The following is a 14,932-nucleotide window of genomic DNA, read 5'->3' on the forward strand; positions in this document are numbered from 1 at the left end:
GAGCGGTCAGGATGGAAAAAGACAGTGCCCGCCCGCGGGATGCGGGCAGGTCCGTTTCCAGTGTGCGCAGGAGGCGGCGGGCCGGTCGGTGCGTTTACGCACCTTTTTTCGCGAAAGCCGCTCGGGCGGGTGGATCAGCGGCCCAGGAAATGCCCGGTCCACTTGCGCTCGTAGTCCATCTTGTGGAAGTGCGCCGCCATGAAGTCGATGAAGCTGCGCACCTTGGCCGACAGGTGCTTGCGGCTCGGGTAGGCGAGGTTGATGCGCAGGTGCGGCAGGTCCCAGTCGTCGAGCGTGGGCACCAGCCGGCCGGCCACGATGTCGTCGTAGACGATGTAGGTGGGCTGCACCAGGATCCCCATGCCGTCGAGCGCCGCGGCGCGCAGCACCTGGCCGTCGTTCGATTCGAGCAGCCCCTGCACCGACACCGTGCGGACCTCGCCGTCGCGGCCGGTGAAGCGCAGCTCGTTGGGGTTGTTGGCGTAGGTGTAGATCAAGAGCTTGTGCTGCTGCAGCTCCTCCAGCGTCTTCGGGAAACCGTGCTGCGCGAAGTAGCGCGGCGAGGCCGCGAGGATGCGCCGCGTCTCGCCGAGGCGGCGGATCGTCACGTTGGAATCGGGCTCGTACTCGCGCGTGCGGATCGCCACGTCGATGTTGTTGTCGATCAGGTCGAAATAGCGGTTGGCCGCCTCCACGTGCACCTTCACGCCGGGGTAGCGCTGGGTGTACTCGCGCAGCAGCGGCGCGATGTGGTGGATCGAGAACGACAGCGAGGCCGTGATGCGCAGCGTGCCCGTGGGCTGCAACGCGGTGGCGTTGACGGCCGTCTCGGCATCGTCGAGGTCCGACAGGATGGTGCGCGCGCGGCCGCAGAACTCGCGGCCGGTGTCGGTCAGGTAGAGCCGGCGCGTGTTGCGCTCGACCAGCCGGGCGCCCAGCCGCGCCTCGAGCGCGCTCAGGTGGCGGCTCGCGGCCGCGTTCGACAGCCCCAGCGCCTCGGCGGCGCGGCTCAGGCTGCCGGCGTCGGCAATCTGCACGAGCAGGGCGATTTCGGTCCAGCGGTCCATGGGGCGTGTCTCCGGCGAGCGTCTTTTTCGGGCTGGGCGATTTTGTCCCAGGGGGTGGGTCGACCGTTCCGCTGGGCGGAAAAATCATTTGCGCCGAGGTGCTTTGCGCCCACCGGTCCGACGCCTAGAGTCGGGCGAACCCCTCGAACGAATGGAGACAGCCGCCATGCGCAATCTCAACCAGGACAACATCACCCAGGCCGTGCTCGCGCGCTTCGCCGACACCCCGAACCCGCGGCTGCACGAGATCGTGACCAGCCTGGTGCAGCACCTGCACGCCTTCGCGCGCGAGGTGAAGCTGACCGAGGCGGAGTGGAAGCAGGGCATCGACTACCTGACGGCCACGGGCCAGATGTGCGACGACACGCGCCAGGAATTCATCCTGCTGTCGGACGTGCTGGGGCTGTCGATGCTCACGATCGCGATGAACAACGACAAGCCCGCGGGCTGCACCGAGGCGACGGTGTTCGGGCCCTTCTATGTCGAGGGCGCGCCCGAGTACGCGCATGGCGACGACGTGGCCAACGGCGCGGCCGGCGAGCCCTGCGACGTCAGCGTGACGGTGCGCGGCCTCGACGGCGCGCCGGTGGCCGGTGCCGTGGTCGACGTGTGGCAGGCCGACGCGGGCGGGCACTACGACGTGCAGCATCCCGAGCTCGGCCATGCCGAGAACCGCGGCCGCCTGCACACCGGGCCCGACGGCGCGCTGCATTTCCGCAGCGTGCTGGCCGAGGCCTACCCGATCCCAACCGACGGCCCGGTGGGCCAGCTGCTCGATGCCACCAGGCGCCATCCGTGGCGGCCCGCGCACCTGCACTTCATGATCCAGGCGCCGGGCTACGAGCGGCTCATCACCCACGTGTTCCGCGAGGGCGACCAGTGGCTCGATTCCGATGCGGTGTTCGCGGTGCGCGAATCGCTGGTGGCGCCCTGGACGCGGCAGGCCGACGGCCGCTGGCGGCTCGATTTCGACTTCGTGCTGAACCCGCTCGCGGCGGCGCCGGCGCGATCCGCATCGCAGGCCGCGGCACAGCCGGCCTGAACACCGACGACGACACACACCGGAACCAGGAGGCAGAGGAATGAACGACACGCTGCAGCAGGAGCTTTTGATCCGCCGCATGATCGAACGCTGGGCCGTCTGGCGCGATGCCGGCGACTGGGAGCGTTTCGCCACCGTGTGGCATCCCGAGGGCGTGATGATGGCGACCTGGTTCCAGGGACCGTTCGCCGAGTTCATCCGCGTCACGCAGGAGGGCTGGGCCAAGGGCGTGAGCATCCTGCACTTCCTCGGCGGCTCGGCGATCGAGCTGGCGGGCGAGCGCGCCATCGTGCAGACCAAGATGACGATCTCGCAGCGCGGCCCGGTCGAGGGCGTGCCCTGCGACGTGGTGTGCACCGGCCGCTTCTACGACTTCGTGGTGCTGCACGAGGGGCAGTGGAAGCTGCTGCACCGCCAGCCGATCTACGAGAAGGACCGCATCGACCCGATCGATCCGGCCGCCACCGTGACGCTCGATGCCGCCAAGCTGGCCGAGCTGCCCGAGGGCTACCGCCACCTGGCCTACATCCAGCAGCGCATCGGCTACACGGTGAAGCTCGACATGCCGATGCTCAAGGGGCCGGCGGTCGAGGCGCTCTACCAGCGCGGCGCGCGCTGGCTCGCGGGCGGCGCGCTCGAGCGCTGAGCCGGATCGAATCGGGGCCGCAGCGGCCCGCGCGCCTTCCTGCTACGCTCGCCGGGGCCCGCCGCGACGACGGGCTTTTTTTCGCGCGCCGTCCCTGCCCATGGTCTTCCCCCTCATCACCGACCCGCACTTCTACGCGGTCGCCATTCCCGCCGTGCTGCTGCTCGGCATCAGCAAGAGCGGCTTCGGCGCGGGCTTCGGCTCGCTCGCGGTGCCGCTGATGGCGCTGGCGGTCACGGTGCCGCAGGCCGCGGCGATCCTGATGCCGTTGCTGCTGTTGATGGACCTGCTGGGGCTCGCGGCTTTCCGGCGCGACTTCGACCGTTCGCTGCTGAAGTTCCTGATCCCCTTCGGCCTGCTGGGCACGTTGATCGGCACGCTGCTGTTCCGTGCGCTGTCGGCGCACACGGTGGCGGGCATCGTGGGCGTGTTCACGCTGCTGTTCCTGGCGCAGCGCGTGCTGTTCCCGCCCAAGCCCGACGATCCGCTGCCCTCGCGCGGCATCGGCGCGGCGCTGACCACGGTGTCGGGCTTCACGAGCTTCATCGCGCATGCGGGCGGGCCGCCGATCAATGCCTACGTGATCCCGCTGCGGCTCTCGCCGGTGGTGTTCACGGCCACCATGGCCTACTTCTTCTTCGTGGTGAACCTCAGCAAGTGGATCCCCTACGCATGGCTGGGCCTGATCGACCTGCGCACGCTGGCCACCTCGCTGGCGCTGATGCCCTTCGCGCCGCTGGGCGTGTGGGTCGGCATCCGCATCGCGCGGCGCATCGACGCCACCTGGTTCTACCGCTTCGTCTACCTGGGCATGCTGCTGACGGGACTCAAGCTCGTCTACGACGGCTTCGTGGCGGCCTGAGTCCCGCCGCCGCGGCGCTCAGAATTCGACGATCGACTTGAAGCCGCCGAAGATCATGCGCTTGGCGTCGAAGGGCATGGTCTTCGGGTCCATCGCCGCGATGCGCGGGTCGGCCATCACCTTGGCGTTGACCGTGTCGCGGTGCTTGCGCGACTTGTAGACGATCCACGAGAACGCGACCACCTCGTCGGCCTTGAGCTTCACGCTCTGCGGGAACGAGGTCAGCTTGCCGGGCTTGACGTCGTCCGCGACGCACTCCACGTATTCGAGCGCGCCGTACTCCATCCAGACCTTGCCGGCCTTGCGCGCCACCTTGCGGTAGGCCTCCACGTTCTTGGCGGGAATCGGCACGATGAAACCGTCGACATAGCGAGCCATGGGAACACTCCTTGAAAAGAAGGGAAAGAGAAACAGAAACGGCGGCCGGCCCAGCAGCAGCCCGTCAGGACGTTGCCGCGCCATTCGCCGCGCTCCCGGGGCCCGCCGCTTCCTCGTTGTTGTGCATCTGCCCCGGCATGGCGGAGCGAAGCAGCAGGGCGCCCAACAAACCCGCCACCGCCGCGAACACGGCGCCGACGAGAAATGCCATCTGGTAGCCGCCGGTGAGCGCGAGCGGCGTGCTCGCGCCGGCCGCGAGCATCGAGCCGGTCTGCGCGGCCGCGATGCTCGCGAGCACCGCGAGGCCCAGCGCGCCGCCCATCATGAAGGCGGTGTTGACCACGCCCGAGGCCAGGCCCGATTCACTCGGGCTCACCTCGCTCATCGCGGCCAGCAGCAGCGGGTTGAAGGCCATGCCGGCGCCCAGGCCCAGCAGCAGCATGCCGGGCAGCACGTCGATCGCGAAGCGGCCGTCGACCGGGGCGCGCGCGAACAGCGCCAGCCCGATGGCCGCGAGCCACAGGCCCGCCGCGAGCGGACGGCGGATGCCGAAGCGCATCACGATCCTGGCCGACAGCCCGAGCGAGAACACGGCCATGATGACGTTGGCCGGCAGGAAGGCCAGGCCGATCTGCATCGGCGTGTAGGCGAGCACCAGCTGCATGTAGAGCGCCGAGATGAAGAACCAGGCGAACATCGCCGCGGCCCACAGCACGCCCACCACGTTCGAGACCGAGACGCTGCGCAGCCGGAACAGGCCCAGCGGCATCAGCGGATGCTTCACCCTGGCCTCGATGGCGATGAAGATCGCGAGCAGCGCGACCGCGGTGCCGAGCAGGCCCAGCGTCTGCGCCGAGCGCCAGCCGGCCTCGTTGCCGTTGACCACGCCGTAGACCGCGAGCATCAGCGAGAGCGTGACCGTGACCGCGCCGGCCACGTCGAGCTTCTCGCCATGGGCCTGGCCGCGCGCGCTCGGCAGCAGCGCGATGCACAGCGCATACACGGCCACGCCGATCGGCAGGTTGACCAGGAAGATCCAGTGCCAGCTCAGCGAGCTGGTGAGCAGGCCGCCGAGCAGCACGCCGATGCTGCCGCCGCCGGCGCAGACGAAGCCGTAGACGCCCATCGCCTTGGCGCGGTCGGCCGGCTCGGTGAAGAGGTTCATGATCAGCGACAGCGAGACGGCCGACACGATCGCGCCGCCCAGGCCCTGCACCGCGCGCGCGGCGATCAGCAGGCCCTGCGTGGTCGAGATGCCGCAGGCCAGCGAAGCCAGCGTGAACAGCACCAGCCCGGCGAGGAAGACGCGGCGGTGGCCGTAGAGGTCGCCAAGCCGCCCGCCCAGCAGCAGGAAGCCGCCGAAGGTCAGCATGTAGGCGTTGACGACCCACACCAGCGAGGTCTCGGTGAAGCCGAGGTCGGTGCGGATCGACGGCAGCGCGACGTTCACGATGGTGGTGTCGAGCACGATCATCAGCACGCCCAGGCACAGCACCATCAGGGCGAGCCAGCGCTTGCGGTTGTCGAGGGATTCGGTCATGGAAAGGATTCCTCAGGGGCCGGGCGGCGCGCCGCCCGGGGGATGGTTGTGGCGTTCTTCGTCAGACCAGGGAGGCGCCGCCGTTGATCAGCCAGGGCGTGCCGTAGCGGTCGGTCACCATGCCGAAGCCTTCGACCCAGAAGGTCTTCTCGAACGGCATGCCGACCTGGCCGCCGTCGGCGAGGGCGTCGAACACGCGCTTCGCTTCGGCGACCGTCGGGTAGTTGAGCGCGACGCCGAAGCCCTTCATGCCCTCGTACGGCATGCCCGGCATGCTGTCGGAGGCCATGAGCGTGCTGTCGCCGACCACGAGGCTGGCGTGCATCAGGCGGTTGGCGGCCTCGGGCGGCATGTTGGCGGCTTCGGGGCTTTCGCCCACGGTCATGAGCATTTCCATTTTTCCGCCGAGCGTCTTCTCGTAGAAGCGCATGGCCTCGGCCGCGTTGCCGTCGAAGGTGAGATAGGCATTGAGGAGCGACATGGGAGTTCCTTCAGTGAGTGGGTGGATGGGATAACGGAGGGGACAGGCTCAGGATCCCGCCGGCTTCTCGGCCGCGGTCTTGAGGTTGGCGAGGCCGGCTTCGAAGTCCTTGCCGATCAGGGTGTCCATGTCGAAGAACAGGCCCATGAGCTTGGAGACGTAGGGCGCCGGGCCGTGCATGGCCCAGGTGACCTGGGTCGCGTCGCCCTGCGGCTGGAAGCTGAAGTCGGCGGTGTTGTGGGCCTCGAAGGGCTGGAGGAAGTCGAGCTTGATCGAGACCTTCGTGGGCGAGGCCTCGAGGATCTCCATGCGGCCGGCGCCGGCCTTGTCGTTGCCCTCCCAGGCGTAGGTCGCGCCCGGGCCGCTGGCGGCGCCGCCGAAGCTGCGCTTCATGGCCGGATCGAGCTTCTCGTAGGGCGACCATTCGCTCCAGCGGTGGAAGTCGGCGACCAGCGGCGCGATCCGCGCGGGCGGGGCCTGGATGCGCGCGCTGCGCTCGACGCGGAAGCTGTCGGGGCGGGTGGCCGCGAACAGCAGGACGCCGGCGATCAGCACGACGAGGAGGAGGGCGATTTTCTTGAACATGGAGCGCTCTGGAACGACGAATGGAAAAGGGGAAAAGGGGGCTTCGCGCGGCGCGGCTTCAGTCGCCGACCACCACCATCCAGCCCACGCCGAAGCGGTCGCCGACCATGCCGAAGCCCGGCGAGAAGAAGGTGGGGATCAGCGGCTGCATCACCTGGCCGCCGTCGGCCAGCGCGTCGAACCACTTGCGCGCGTCGGCCTCGGTGGGCGCGGTGATCGCCAGCATGATTCCCTTGAACTCGGCCTGGCCCGAGCAGCGGCCGTCGGAGGCCATGAGCTCGGTCTCGCCGATGCGCAGCACTGCATGCATGACCTTGTCGGGACCGGGCATGGCGCCGGCGCAGCCGTCCGCGTCGGGCGGCATGTCGGCGGGGGCGTCGCTGTAGCGCATGAGCTGCACGACTTCGGCGCCGAGCGCCTTCCCGTAGAACGCGATGGCCTCGTCGCAGCGGCCTTCGAACGAGAGATAGGACTGGACTTTCATGGCAATTCCTCTTTGCAAGAGCGGTTATTCCGGGGGCGCCGCTGGGCAGCAGAGCCCGGGGCGAATACGATGGCACTACTTTGTGTACACCGTCCACAAAGAATAGCAAAGATAATGGACACTGTCCACATCGAAAAATCGTAGTCCGAGAAAGAAGGAAATGGTCCGCAACGCCGCCATCGCCGCCGAATCCGCGCCGCCCTCGCGCTCCACCTACCGCCATGGCGACCTGCGCCGGGCCTTGCTGGACGCGGGCATCGAGCTGGCGCGCGACGGCGGTCCCGACGCCGTGGTGCTGCGCGAGGCCACGCGCCGCGTGGGCGTGGTGCCCAACGCGGCCTACCGCCACTTCGCGAGCCGGCACGAGCTGCTGCTGGCGGTGCGCGGCGCGGCGCTGTCGGCCGCGGCGCGCTCGATGGAGAAGGAACTTGGCGCGATCTCGCACGACCAGCCGCCGGCCGACTACGCGCGCGCCTGGGTGCGGGCGATCGGCTCGGGCTACCTGCGTTTCGCGCAGGACCAGCCAGGGCTGTTCCGCACCGCCTTCGTGATCTCTTCCGACGAGGCGCGCGGCACCGTCGGTCCCTCGAGCGCGGGCGCGAGCGGCATGGACCCGTTCCAGCTGCTGGGCTCGGGCCTGGACCGGCTGGTGGAGGCCGGCGCGCTCGATCCGGCACGGCGCCCGAATGCCGAGTACCTGGCCTGGTCGGCCGTGCACGGGCTCGCGCTGCTGATCATCGAGGGCCCGCTCAAGGAGGCCGACCCGTCGGTGCTGGAGCCGCTGACCCTGCGGCTGCTGGAGATGGTGGAGCTGGGCCTGCAATAGGCGCGGCGCTCACGCGCCCGCTGCCCTAGAGATAGACCTTCTGCAGCAGCTTGATCAGCGTCTCGCGCTCGCGCGCGCTGAGCCGCGCGCTGGCATCGAGCTCGAGCTGGATCACGGCCTGCTCGGCCTCGCGCACCAGCGCCTCGCCGGCCGGCGTGAGATGCAGGCCGACCGCGCGGCCGTCGTGCGGATGCGGCTTGCGCTCGATCAGCGCGCGCGCGTCGAGCTCGGCCACCAGGCTCACGAGGTTGGGCGGCAGGATGTCGAGCGTGCTGCAGATCTGGCGCGAGGTGGCGCCCGGGTTGTGCGCCAGCAGCGAGAGCACCGAGAAGTCGATCTGCTTGAGCTTGAAGGCCGCCATGCGCTTGGCGAACAGCGCGCTCACCACCAGCCAGGCGCGGCGCGCGTTGTAGCCGACCAGGGTCTCGAGCACGCGCGCGTCGAGGCGGTCCGTCCGGCCGAGCGGCGCGGCGGCCATGTCGCTCTTCGCGCTCTTCGGAGCGGCGGATTTCGGGGAGGTGGGCATGGCGCAAGCGTAACCGCGAGCGGGGCCCCGAAGCGCCGGGCCGGTGGCGACTTGGCGACAGCCTGGCGCGGGCTCAGGACTCCGCGGTGAAGCCGATCTTCTTCACCAGCGGGCCCCAGCGCTCGTACTCCGACTGCAGCGACCGGCGCATCTCCTCCGGCGTGGAGCCCTGCGCGATCAGGCCCACCGACAGCAGGCCGTCGGCCACGGCCTTGTCCTTGAGCGCGGCCTGGATCGCGCCGCTCGCGGCGGCGATCACCGGCGCGGGCGTCTTCGCAGGCGCGAAGAAGCCGAACCATTCGTCGGCTACCAGCTCGGGGAAGCCCTGCTCGGCGAAGGTCGGCACCTCGGGCAGGTAGGCGGCGCGCTGGGCGCCCGAGGTGGCGAGCACGCGCAGCTTGTTGGCCTTGACGAAGGGCAGGTAGTCGCCGCTGGGCGTGAGGCTCGAGGCGATCTGGCCGCCCACCACGTCGTTGACCGCCGGCAGCGAGCCGCGGTAGGGCACGTGGCGCAGGTCGGCGCCGCTGTTGAGGCCCAGCAGCGCGCCCAGGAAGTGCGGCGTGGAGCCCGCGCCCGGCGAGCCGTAGCTGGCCTGGCCCGGGTTGGCCTTGGCCCAGGCCACGTAGTCCTTCAGCGTCTTCACGCTGGCCGGCACCATCGGGCCGACCGCCAGGCCGTGCGTCATCACCGCGCCGATCGAGACCGGCGCGAAGTCGGCCAGGCCATAGCTCAGCTTGCTGTAGATGTAGGGATAGGTCGACAGCGCCGAGGCCTGCGAGAGCGCGAGCACCGAGCCGTCGGCCGGCGCGCTCTTGAGCGAGTCGAGCGCGATGCGCCCGCCCGCGCCGGGCTTGTTCTCGACCACGGGATTGAGCTTGGTGAAGTCGGTGCCGCCGAGCTTGTCGGCCACGCGGCGCGCCACGCTGTCGCCTGCGCTGCCGGCCGGGAAGCCGTAGTAGATCTTCACCTGCTGGGCGACGATCTCGGCCAGCGCGGCCAGGGGATGCTGCAGGGCGCCGAGCGCGGCTGCGCCGCCGAGCGCCGTCACGAACTGACGTCGGTTGGTCATGGTCTTGTCTCCGGTTGGTGGTGCTGAATCTATCGCGGCGCCATGCGCAGCGCGCCGTCGAGGCGGATCACCTCGCCGTTGAGGTGGCCGTTGGTCACGACGTGGCAGGCCAGCTCGGCGAATTCCGAGGGCTGGCCCAGCCGCGGCGGGAACGGGATCGAGGCCGCGAGCGACTGCTGCACCGGCTCGGGCAGCTCGAGCAGCAGCGGCGTGGCGAACAGACCGGGCGCGACGGTGCAGACGCGGATCGCGTGCTGCGCGAGGTCGCGCGCCATCGGCAGGGTCATGCCGACCAGGCCGCCCTTCGAGGCGCTGTAGGCCTGCTGGCCCACCTGGCCGTCGAAGGCCGCGACCGAGGCGGTGAACAGCATCACGCCCTTCTCGCCGTTGGCGAGCGCCGCTAGCTTCGCGCAGCGCGCGGCGAACAGGCGCGCCATGTTGTAGCTGCCGATCAGGTTGACGTTGACCACGCGCACGAAGTCCTCGAGCGGCGCCGGGTTGCCGTCCTTGCCGACGATGCGCTTGGCGCTGCCGATGCCGGCCACGTTCATCAGGATGCGCGCCGGGCCGTGCGCGGCCTCGGCCCGGTCGAGCGCGGCGCTCACGCTCGCGGCATCGGTGATGTCGCAGCCGCAGGCGATGCCGCCGATCTCGGCGGCGACCTTGGCGGCCAGCTCGGCATTGCGGTCGAGCAGCGCCACCTTCGCGCCCAGGCGCGCGAGTTCGCGCGCGGTGGCCTCGCCGAGGCCCGATGCGCCGCCGGTCACGAGTGCGGCCTGTCCTTCGATCTTCATGGGTTCGTCTCCAAAGAGGGGAAAAAAGGCGTCAGCGAGGCCGCAGGGTGAAGGGCAGCGTGCCGTCGTGCAGCGCCTCGACCAGCGCGGCGCGGTGCTTGAGCACGGCGCGCTGGTTGATCGAGCCCTTGTCGGTGACCTCGCCCTTGTCGATCGAGGGCGGCTCGCTCATCAGGTGCAGCCGCGCGATGCGGTTGGCGCTGCCGGTGCTCGCGGCCGCGAGCTGGTCCAGCACCTGCTGGAAGTGCGCCTGCACCGGCGCGCTCTCGAGCACCTGCCGCATGCTCGCGCCGGCGTCGAGGCCCGCGAGCTGGCGCACCTTCTGCGTAGTGAAGACCAGCGCGCCGACCTCCTTGAGGTTGATGCCGGTCAGCACCGCGTCCTGCACGTAGGGCGAGCCGGCCGTGGCGATCTTCGCGCGCAGCGGGCCCGCGCTCACGAAGGTGCCGGTGGCGAGCTTGAAGTCCTCGGCGATGCGGCCGTCGAAGCGCAGGCCGCGGTGGATGTCGGCGTCGTCGATCCACTTGACCGCGTCGCCGGTCGAGAAAAAGCCTTCCTCGTCGAAGGCCTCGGCCGTGGCATCGGGCGCGCGCCAGTAGCCGGGCGTGATGTTGGGGCCGCGATAGCGCACCTCGGTCTTGCCGTCGACCTCGATCAGCTTGAGCTCGATGCCCGCGGCGGGCAGGCCGACGTCGCCCGACTTCACGTCGGGGCCGGTCACGTAGAGCGCGAACGGGCCCGATTCGGTCATGCCCAGGCCGGTGCCCATCACGATGCGCTCGCCGACCTCGGCCTCCTGCGTGCGGTGCAGACTGTCCCAGACCGGCTGCGACAGCGCCGCGCCCGAGTAGAAGAACATCTTCACGCGCGACAGCAGGTTGCGCCGCAGCACCGGGTCGGTCTCCATCGCGTGCGCGATCGCCTCGAAGCCGGTCGGCACGTTGAAGTAGATGGTGGGCGCGATCTCGCGCAGGTTGCGCAGCGTCTCGGCCATGCCGGTGGCCGTGGGCTTGCCCTCGTCGATGTAGAGCGTGCCGCCGTTGTCGAGCACGATGCCCACGTTGTGGTTGCCGCCGAAGGTGTGGTTCCACGGCAGCCAGTCGACCAGCACCGGCGGCTCGTCGCCCAGCGCCGGGATCGACTGGCGCAGCTGCTGCTGGTTGGCGCACCACATGCGGTGCGTGTTGACCACCGCCTTGGGCATCTTGGTCGAGCCCGAGGTGAACAGGAACTTGGTGATGGTGTCGGGGCCGGTGGCGTGCATCGCGGCGTCGATGGCGGGCGTGGGCACCGTCGCCGCCAGCGCATCGAACGAGGTGGTGGCGCGGCCGGGCAGTTCGCCTTCGGCCAGCACGATCTCGACGTCCGTGTCGGTCGGCAGCGTGGCCTCGATCGCGCGGGCATAGCGCGCGGCGTCGGCCGCGAACACCAGGCCCGGCGTGAGCGTGGCCAGCACGTGGCGCAGCTTGTCGAAGTCCTGGCTCACGAGCGAGTAGGGCGGCGAGACCGGGCAGTAGGGCACGCCCGCGTAGAGGCAGCCGAGCGCGAGCAGCGCGTGCTCGATGCCGTTCTCGCTGAGGATCGCCACCGGGCGCTCGGCGTTCAGGCCGCGTGCGAGCAGCGCCTGGCCGATCGCGCGTGCCTTCTGCAAGGCCTCGGCGTAACTCACGCGCAGCCAGTCGCCGGTGCCGCCGTCGGCCAGCCGCGCGCGGCGCGCGATGAAGGTGCGCTCGGGCGTGGCCTCGGCCCAGTGGTGCAGCCGGTCGGTCATGCGTTCGCGGTAGGGGCGAAGCGGCGTTTCCGCGCGCAGGTACTGCGTGCCGGGCGCGCCGTCGCGCAGCAGCGCGCGCGTGACGCCGAAGGCGAGCGGTCGGTATTTGATGGCCGTCATCGGGGCGCCCGTGCGTGAGTGGAGGAGTGAATGAACGAAGAGGGCCTCAGCCCTTGCTGACCTTGGCGCCGCGGCCTTCGAGGAAGTCGCGCACGCGTTGCTTGGCCTCGGGCGCGGCCTGCACGATGCCGGACATCAGCGCCTCGGTGAAGAAGCCGTGGTCGGCCGGCTGCTCGGCGATGCGCGGCAGCGCGTGCATCAGCGCGTAGTTCGTGAGCGGCGCGTTGGTGGCCACGCGCTTGGCGAGCTCAAAGGCCTTGTCGAAGGCCGTGCCCTCGTCGACCAGGTACTGCGCGAAGTTGGCGCGCTCGCCTTCCTCGGCGTTGTAGACGCGGCCGGTCATCATCATGTCGGTCATGCGCGCCACGCCGATCAGCTTGGGGATGCGCACCGAGCCGCCACCGCCCACGAAGATGCCGCGCGAGCCCTCGGGCAGCGCATAGAAGGTGCTGCGGTCGGCCACGCGGATGTGGCAGGCGCTCGCGAGTTCGAGCCCGCCGCCGACTACCGCGCCGTGCAGCGCTGCGATCACCGGCACCGGGCCCTTCTCGATGCAGTCCAGCGCCGCATGCCACAGGCGCGAATGGGCGAGGCCCTGGCCCGCGTCGCGCTCCTTGAGTTCGCTCAGGTCGAGGCCGGCGCAGAAGTGCGGGCCCTCGCCATCGATCACGGCCGCGCCCACGCTGGCGGGCAGGTTCTGGAAGGCATCGCGCAGCGCGAGGATCAGGCCGTCCGACAGCGCGTTGCGCTTGGCGCCGCGCGTCAGGCGAATGATGGCGACGTCGTCGCGGAGTTCGATGTGGAGGTCGGAAGAGGTCATGTTGCGTTCGATGTTGAAGCGGATTATGGTTATGTGAAATAATCAATTCAAGGCATTCGACGATGCCGCGGACTAGGGACTTTCCCGTAAAGGAGACGATGAAGTGGACCACCAGAACCTGATCGCGATCGATATCCACACCCATGCCGAGGTGAGCTGCTGGAACCCGTTCGACAACTACGGCGAGGAGTACGACCGCGCGGCCGACAAGTACTTCGGCTCGAACCGCCGCCCGACGATCGAGGAGACGGTGGCCTATTACCGCGAGCGCAAGCTGGGGCTGGTGATGTTCATGGTCGACGCCGAGTCGAACATGGGCCGGCGGCGCATCCCGAACGAGGAGATCGCCGAGGCCGCGCAGAAGAACGCCGACATGATGATCGCCTTCGCGAGCATCGATCCGCACAAGGGAAAGATGGGCGCGCGCGAGGCGCGGCGGCTGATCGAGGAGCACGGCGTCAAGGGCTTCAAGTTCCACCCGACGGTGCAGGCCTTCCATCCCTACGACCGCATGGCCTGGCCGATCTACGAGGTGGTGGCCGAGTACGGCATGCCCGCGATCTTCCACACCGGCCACAGCGGCATCGGCTCGGGCATGCGCTGCGGCGGCGGCCTGCGGCTCGAGTACAGCAACCCGATGCACCTGGACGACGTGGCGATAGCCTTCCCCGACATGCAGATCGTGATGGCCCACCCCAGCTTCCCCTGGCAGGACGAGGCGCTGAGCGTGGCCACGCACAAGCCCAACGTCTGGATCGACCTGTCGGGCTGGAGCCCCAAGTACTTTCCGAAGCAGCTGGTGCAGTACGCCAACACGCTGCTGAAGGACCGCGTGCTGTTCGGCAGCGACTACCCGCTGATCACGCCCGAGCGCTGGATGAAGGACTTCGAGGTCGCGGGCTTCAAGCCCGAGGTGATGCCCGGCATCCTGAAGGGCAACGCGGTGCGGTTGCTGCGACTCGAGACCGCTGCCGCGGCCTGATCAGTCCGCCTTGCGCGTACGGCCCGCCGGCGCGGCGGCGTCGTTCCAGTGCTGTTCCCAGAGGGCGTCGCCGCGTTCGAGCGCGGCGCCCAGCTCCTTCCTGCGCCGCTGCACGACCGCGGTGACCAGCGCATTGCACAGCGAGAAGGCGGCCGTGTAGGAATCAAAGGGCGAGGCGCTCGAGGTGCGCACCAGCATCAGGTGGTCGGCCGAGGCGGCCGCGGCCGCCGAGGGGCTGTCGGTGATCACGATCACTTTCGCGCCCCGTTCGCGGAAGTAGGCCGCCGCGCGCGCGGTGGCCAGCGAGTGGCGCCTGAAGGTGACGGCCAGCAGCACGTCGTTCTCGCCGATCCACAGCAGCTGGTCCTCGAGCGGCAGCGCGGCCGTGCCCGCCAGCGGCCGCACCTCGGGCAGGCACAGGTTCAGGTGCAGCGCCAGATGGCCCGCGATGGCGGCCGCATGCCGGTGGCCCAGCACATGCACGCGCGCCTTGCGCTGCACCAGCAGCCGCACGGCGGCCTCGAAGGCCACGGGATCGATGGCCGCGAAGGTCGAGCTCAGGTTGTGCTGGTCGTGCAGCAGCGCATTGGCCAGGCAGGTGCGCACCGAGGCGTCGTCGACGATCACGGCATCGGCGCGCGTGGCGGGCGAGGCCAGCCGCGCCGTGACCTCGGAGCGGGCCTCGAGCTGCGCTTCCGCATAGCTGGGATAGCCGAGCTTGGCGAGCAGCCGCACCACGGTCGAGGCGCTGGTGCCCACCTTCTTTGCAAGGCTCGTTGCAGATTCGAGCAGGCCCTGGGGATAGCGCGTCTGCAGTTCCTCGATCAGGCGCTGCTCGCTGCGCGTGAGCTTGCGGCCGTAGCCCGAGATGCGTTGGTTGAGGTTCATGGTCGCCGGGCATTCTGCCCGCGCAGGGGTCGCGATGGGCTTCGATTTTGC

Annotated in this window: 17 protein-coding genes; 5 read left to right on the top strand and 12 right to left on the bottom strand. The window is 69.7% G+C overall.

Going from position 1 to position 14,932, the window contains the following annotated elements:
* Positions 1-134: 134 nt before the first annotated feature.
* Complete coding sequence (locus AC07RV_RS36035; RefSeq protein ID WP_093347507.1) at positions 135-1,067, bottom strand: LysR family transcriptional regulator; 933 nt, start codon at positions 1,065-1,067, stop codon at positions 135-137.
* A 166-nt stretch (positions 1,068-1,233) separates the two neighbouring features.
* Between AC07RV_RS36035 and AC07RV_RS36040 the strand changes: the two genes are divergently transcribed.
* The 3 genes from AC07RV_RS36040 (at position 1,234) to AC07RV_RS36050 (ending at position 3,617) form a co-directional block, all read left to right on the top strand.
* Positions 1,234-2,109: an intradiol ring-cleavage dioxygenase gene (locus AC07RV_RS36040; protein ID WP_296788180.1), complete on the top strand. Its 876-nt coding sequence runs from the start codon at positions 1,234-1,236 to the stop codon at positions 2,107-2,109.
* Positions 2,110-2,149: 40 nt separating this feature from the next.
* Positions 2,150-2,755, top strand: coding sequence for a nuclear transport factor 2 family protein (locus AC07RV_RS36045; RefSeq protein WP_203202791.1), 606 nt, complete (start codon positions 2,150-2,152; stop codon positions 2,753-2,755).
* A 100-nt stretch (positions 2,756-2,855) separates the two neighbouring features.
* Positions 2,856-3,617 carry a sulfite exporter TauE/SafE family protein gene (locus AC07RV_RS36050; protein ID WP_296788184.1) on the top strand — a complete coding sequence of 254 codons (762 nt, stop codon included), beginning with the start codon at positions 2,856-2,858 and terminating at the stop codon, positions 3,615-3,617.
* 18 nt (positions 3,618-3,635) lie between these two features.
* Here AC07RV_RS36050 and AC07RV_RS36055 read toward each other — a convergent pair whose 3' ends face one another.
* The 5 genes from AC07RV_RS36055 to AC07RV_RS36075 form a co-directional block, all read right to left on the bottom strand.
* Positions 3,636-3,995 carry a DUF1428 domain-containing protein gene (locus tag AC07RV_RS36055; protein ID WP_093347496.1) on the bottom strand — a complete coding sequence of 120 codons (360 nt, stop codon included), beginning with the start codon at positions 3,993-3,995 and terminating at the stop codon, positions 3,636-3,638.
* A 64-nt stretch (positions 3,996-4,059) separates the two neighbouring features.
* Positions 4,060-5,535 (bottom strand): DHA2 family efflux MFS transporter permease subunit, encoded by a 1,476-nt coding sequence (locus AC07RV_RS36060; RefSeq protein ID WP_296788188.1) that lies wholly within the window; start codon positions 5,533-5,535, stop codon positions 4,060-4,062.
* A gap of 61 nt (positions 5,536-5,596) precedes the next feature.
* Complete coding sequence (locus AC07RV_RS36065; RefSeq protein WP_296788191.1) at positions 5,597-6,016, bottom strand: VOC family protein; 420 nt, start codon at positions 6,014-6,016, stop codon at positions 5,597-5,599.
* A gap of 48 nt (positions 6,017-6,064) precedes the next feature.
* Positions 6,065-6,601, bottom strand: coding sequence for an SRPBCC family protein (locus AC07RV_RS36070; protein WP_093347488.1), 537 nt, complete (start codon positions 6,599-6,601; stop codon positions 6,065-6,067).
* Between the two features lie 58 nt (positions 6,602-6,659).
* Positions 6,660-7,085 carry a VOC family protein gene (locus AC07RV_RS36075; RefSeq protein ID WP_093347485.1) on the bottom strand — a complete coding sequence of 142 codons (426 nt, stop codon included), beginning with the start codon at positions 7,083-7,085 and terminating at the stop codon, positions 6,660-6,662.
* Positions 7,086-7,245: 160 nt separating this feature from the next.
* Between AC07RV_RS36075 and AC07RV_RS36080 the strand changes: the two genes are divergently transcribed.
* Positions 7,246-7,911 (top strand): TetR/AcrR family transcriptional regulator, encoded by a 666-nt coding sequence (locus AC07RV_RS36080; RefSeq protein ID WP_296788195.1) that lies wholly within the window; start codon positions 7,246-7,248, stop codon positions 7,909-7,911.
* A gap of 25 nt (positions 7,912-7,936) precedes the next feature.
* Here the strand turns inward: AC07RV_RS36080 and AC07RV_RS36085 are convergent, their stop codons facing one another.
* From AC07RV_RS36085 to AC07RV_RS36105, 5 genes are all read right to left on the bottom strand, one after another.
* Positions 7,937-8,437, bottom strand: a complete 501-nt coding sequence (locus AC07RV_RS36085; protein WP_296788197.1) for a MarR family winged helix-turn-helix transcriptional regulator — start codon at positions 8,435-8,437, stop codon at positions 7,937-7,939.
* 73 nt (positions 8,438-8,510) lie between these two features.
* Complete coding sequence (locus AC07RV_RS36090; protein ID WP_093347478.1) at positions 8,511-9,506, bottom strand: Bug family tripartite tricarboxylate transporter substrate binding protein; 996 nt, start codon at positions 9,504-9,506, stop codon at positions 8,511-8,513.
* Between the two features lie 29 nt (positions 9,507-9,535).
* The gene (locus AC07RV_RS36095; protein WP_093347475.1) at positions 9,536-10,300 is read right to left on the bottom strand and encodes an SDR family NAD(P)-dependent oxidoreductase; all 765 of its coding nucleotides are present in this window, start codon (positions 10,298-10,300) and stop codon (positions 9,536-9,538) included.
* Positions 10,301-10,331: 31 nt separating this feature from the next.
* A complete protein-coding gene (locus AC07RV_RS36100; protein ID WP_296788205.1) occupies positions 10,332-12,191 on the bottom strand; it encodes a feruloyl-CoA synthase in 1,860 nt (619 codons plus the stop codon).
* 46 nt (positions 12,192-12,237) lie between these two features.
* Positions 12,238-13,011, bottom strand: a complete 774-nt coding sequence (locus AC07RV_RS36105) for a crotonase/enoyl-CoA hydratase family protein (RefSeq protein ID WP_296788208.1) — start codon at positions 13,009-13,011, stop codon at positions 12,238-12,240.
* Between the two features lie 103 nt (positions 13,012-13,114).
* Here AC07RV_RS36105 and AC07RV_RS36110 point away from each other — a divergent pair, with 103 nt between their 5' ends.
* A complete protein-coding gene (locus AC07RV_RS36110) occupies positions 13,115-13,993 on the top strand; it encodes an amidohydrolase family protein (protein ID WP_296788211.1) in 879 nt (292 codons plus the stop codon).
* On the opposite strand, the gene AC07RV_RS36115 is transcribed toward AC07RV_RS36110, so the two are convergent.
* Positions 13,994-14,881 (bottom strand): MurR/RpiR family transcriptional regulator, encoded by an 888-nt coding sequence (locus tag AC07RV_RS36115; RefSeq protein WP_296788214.1) that lies wholly within the window; start codon positions 14,879-14,881, stop codon positions 13,994-13,996.
* Between the last annotated feature and the right edge of the window lie 51 nt (positions 14,882-14,932).

The sequence above is a fragment of the Variovorax sp. GW821-FHT09B01 genome (genome assembly GCF_059418345.1).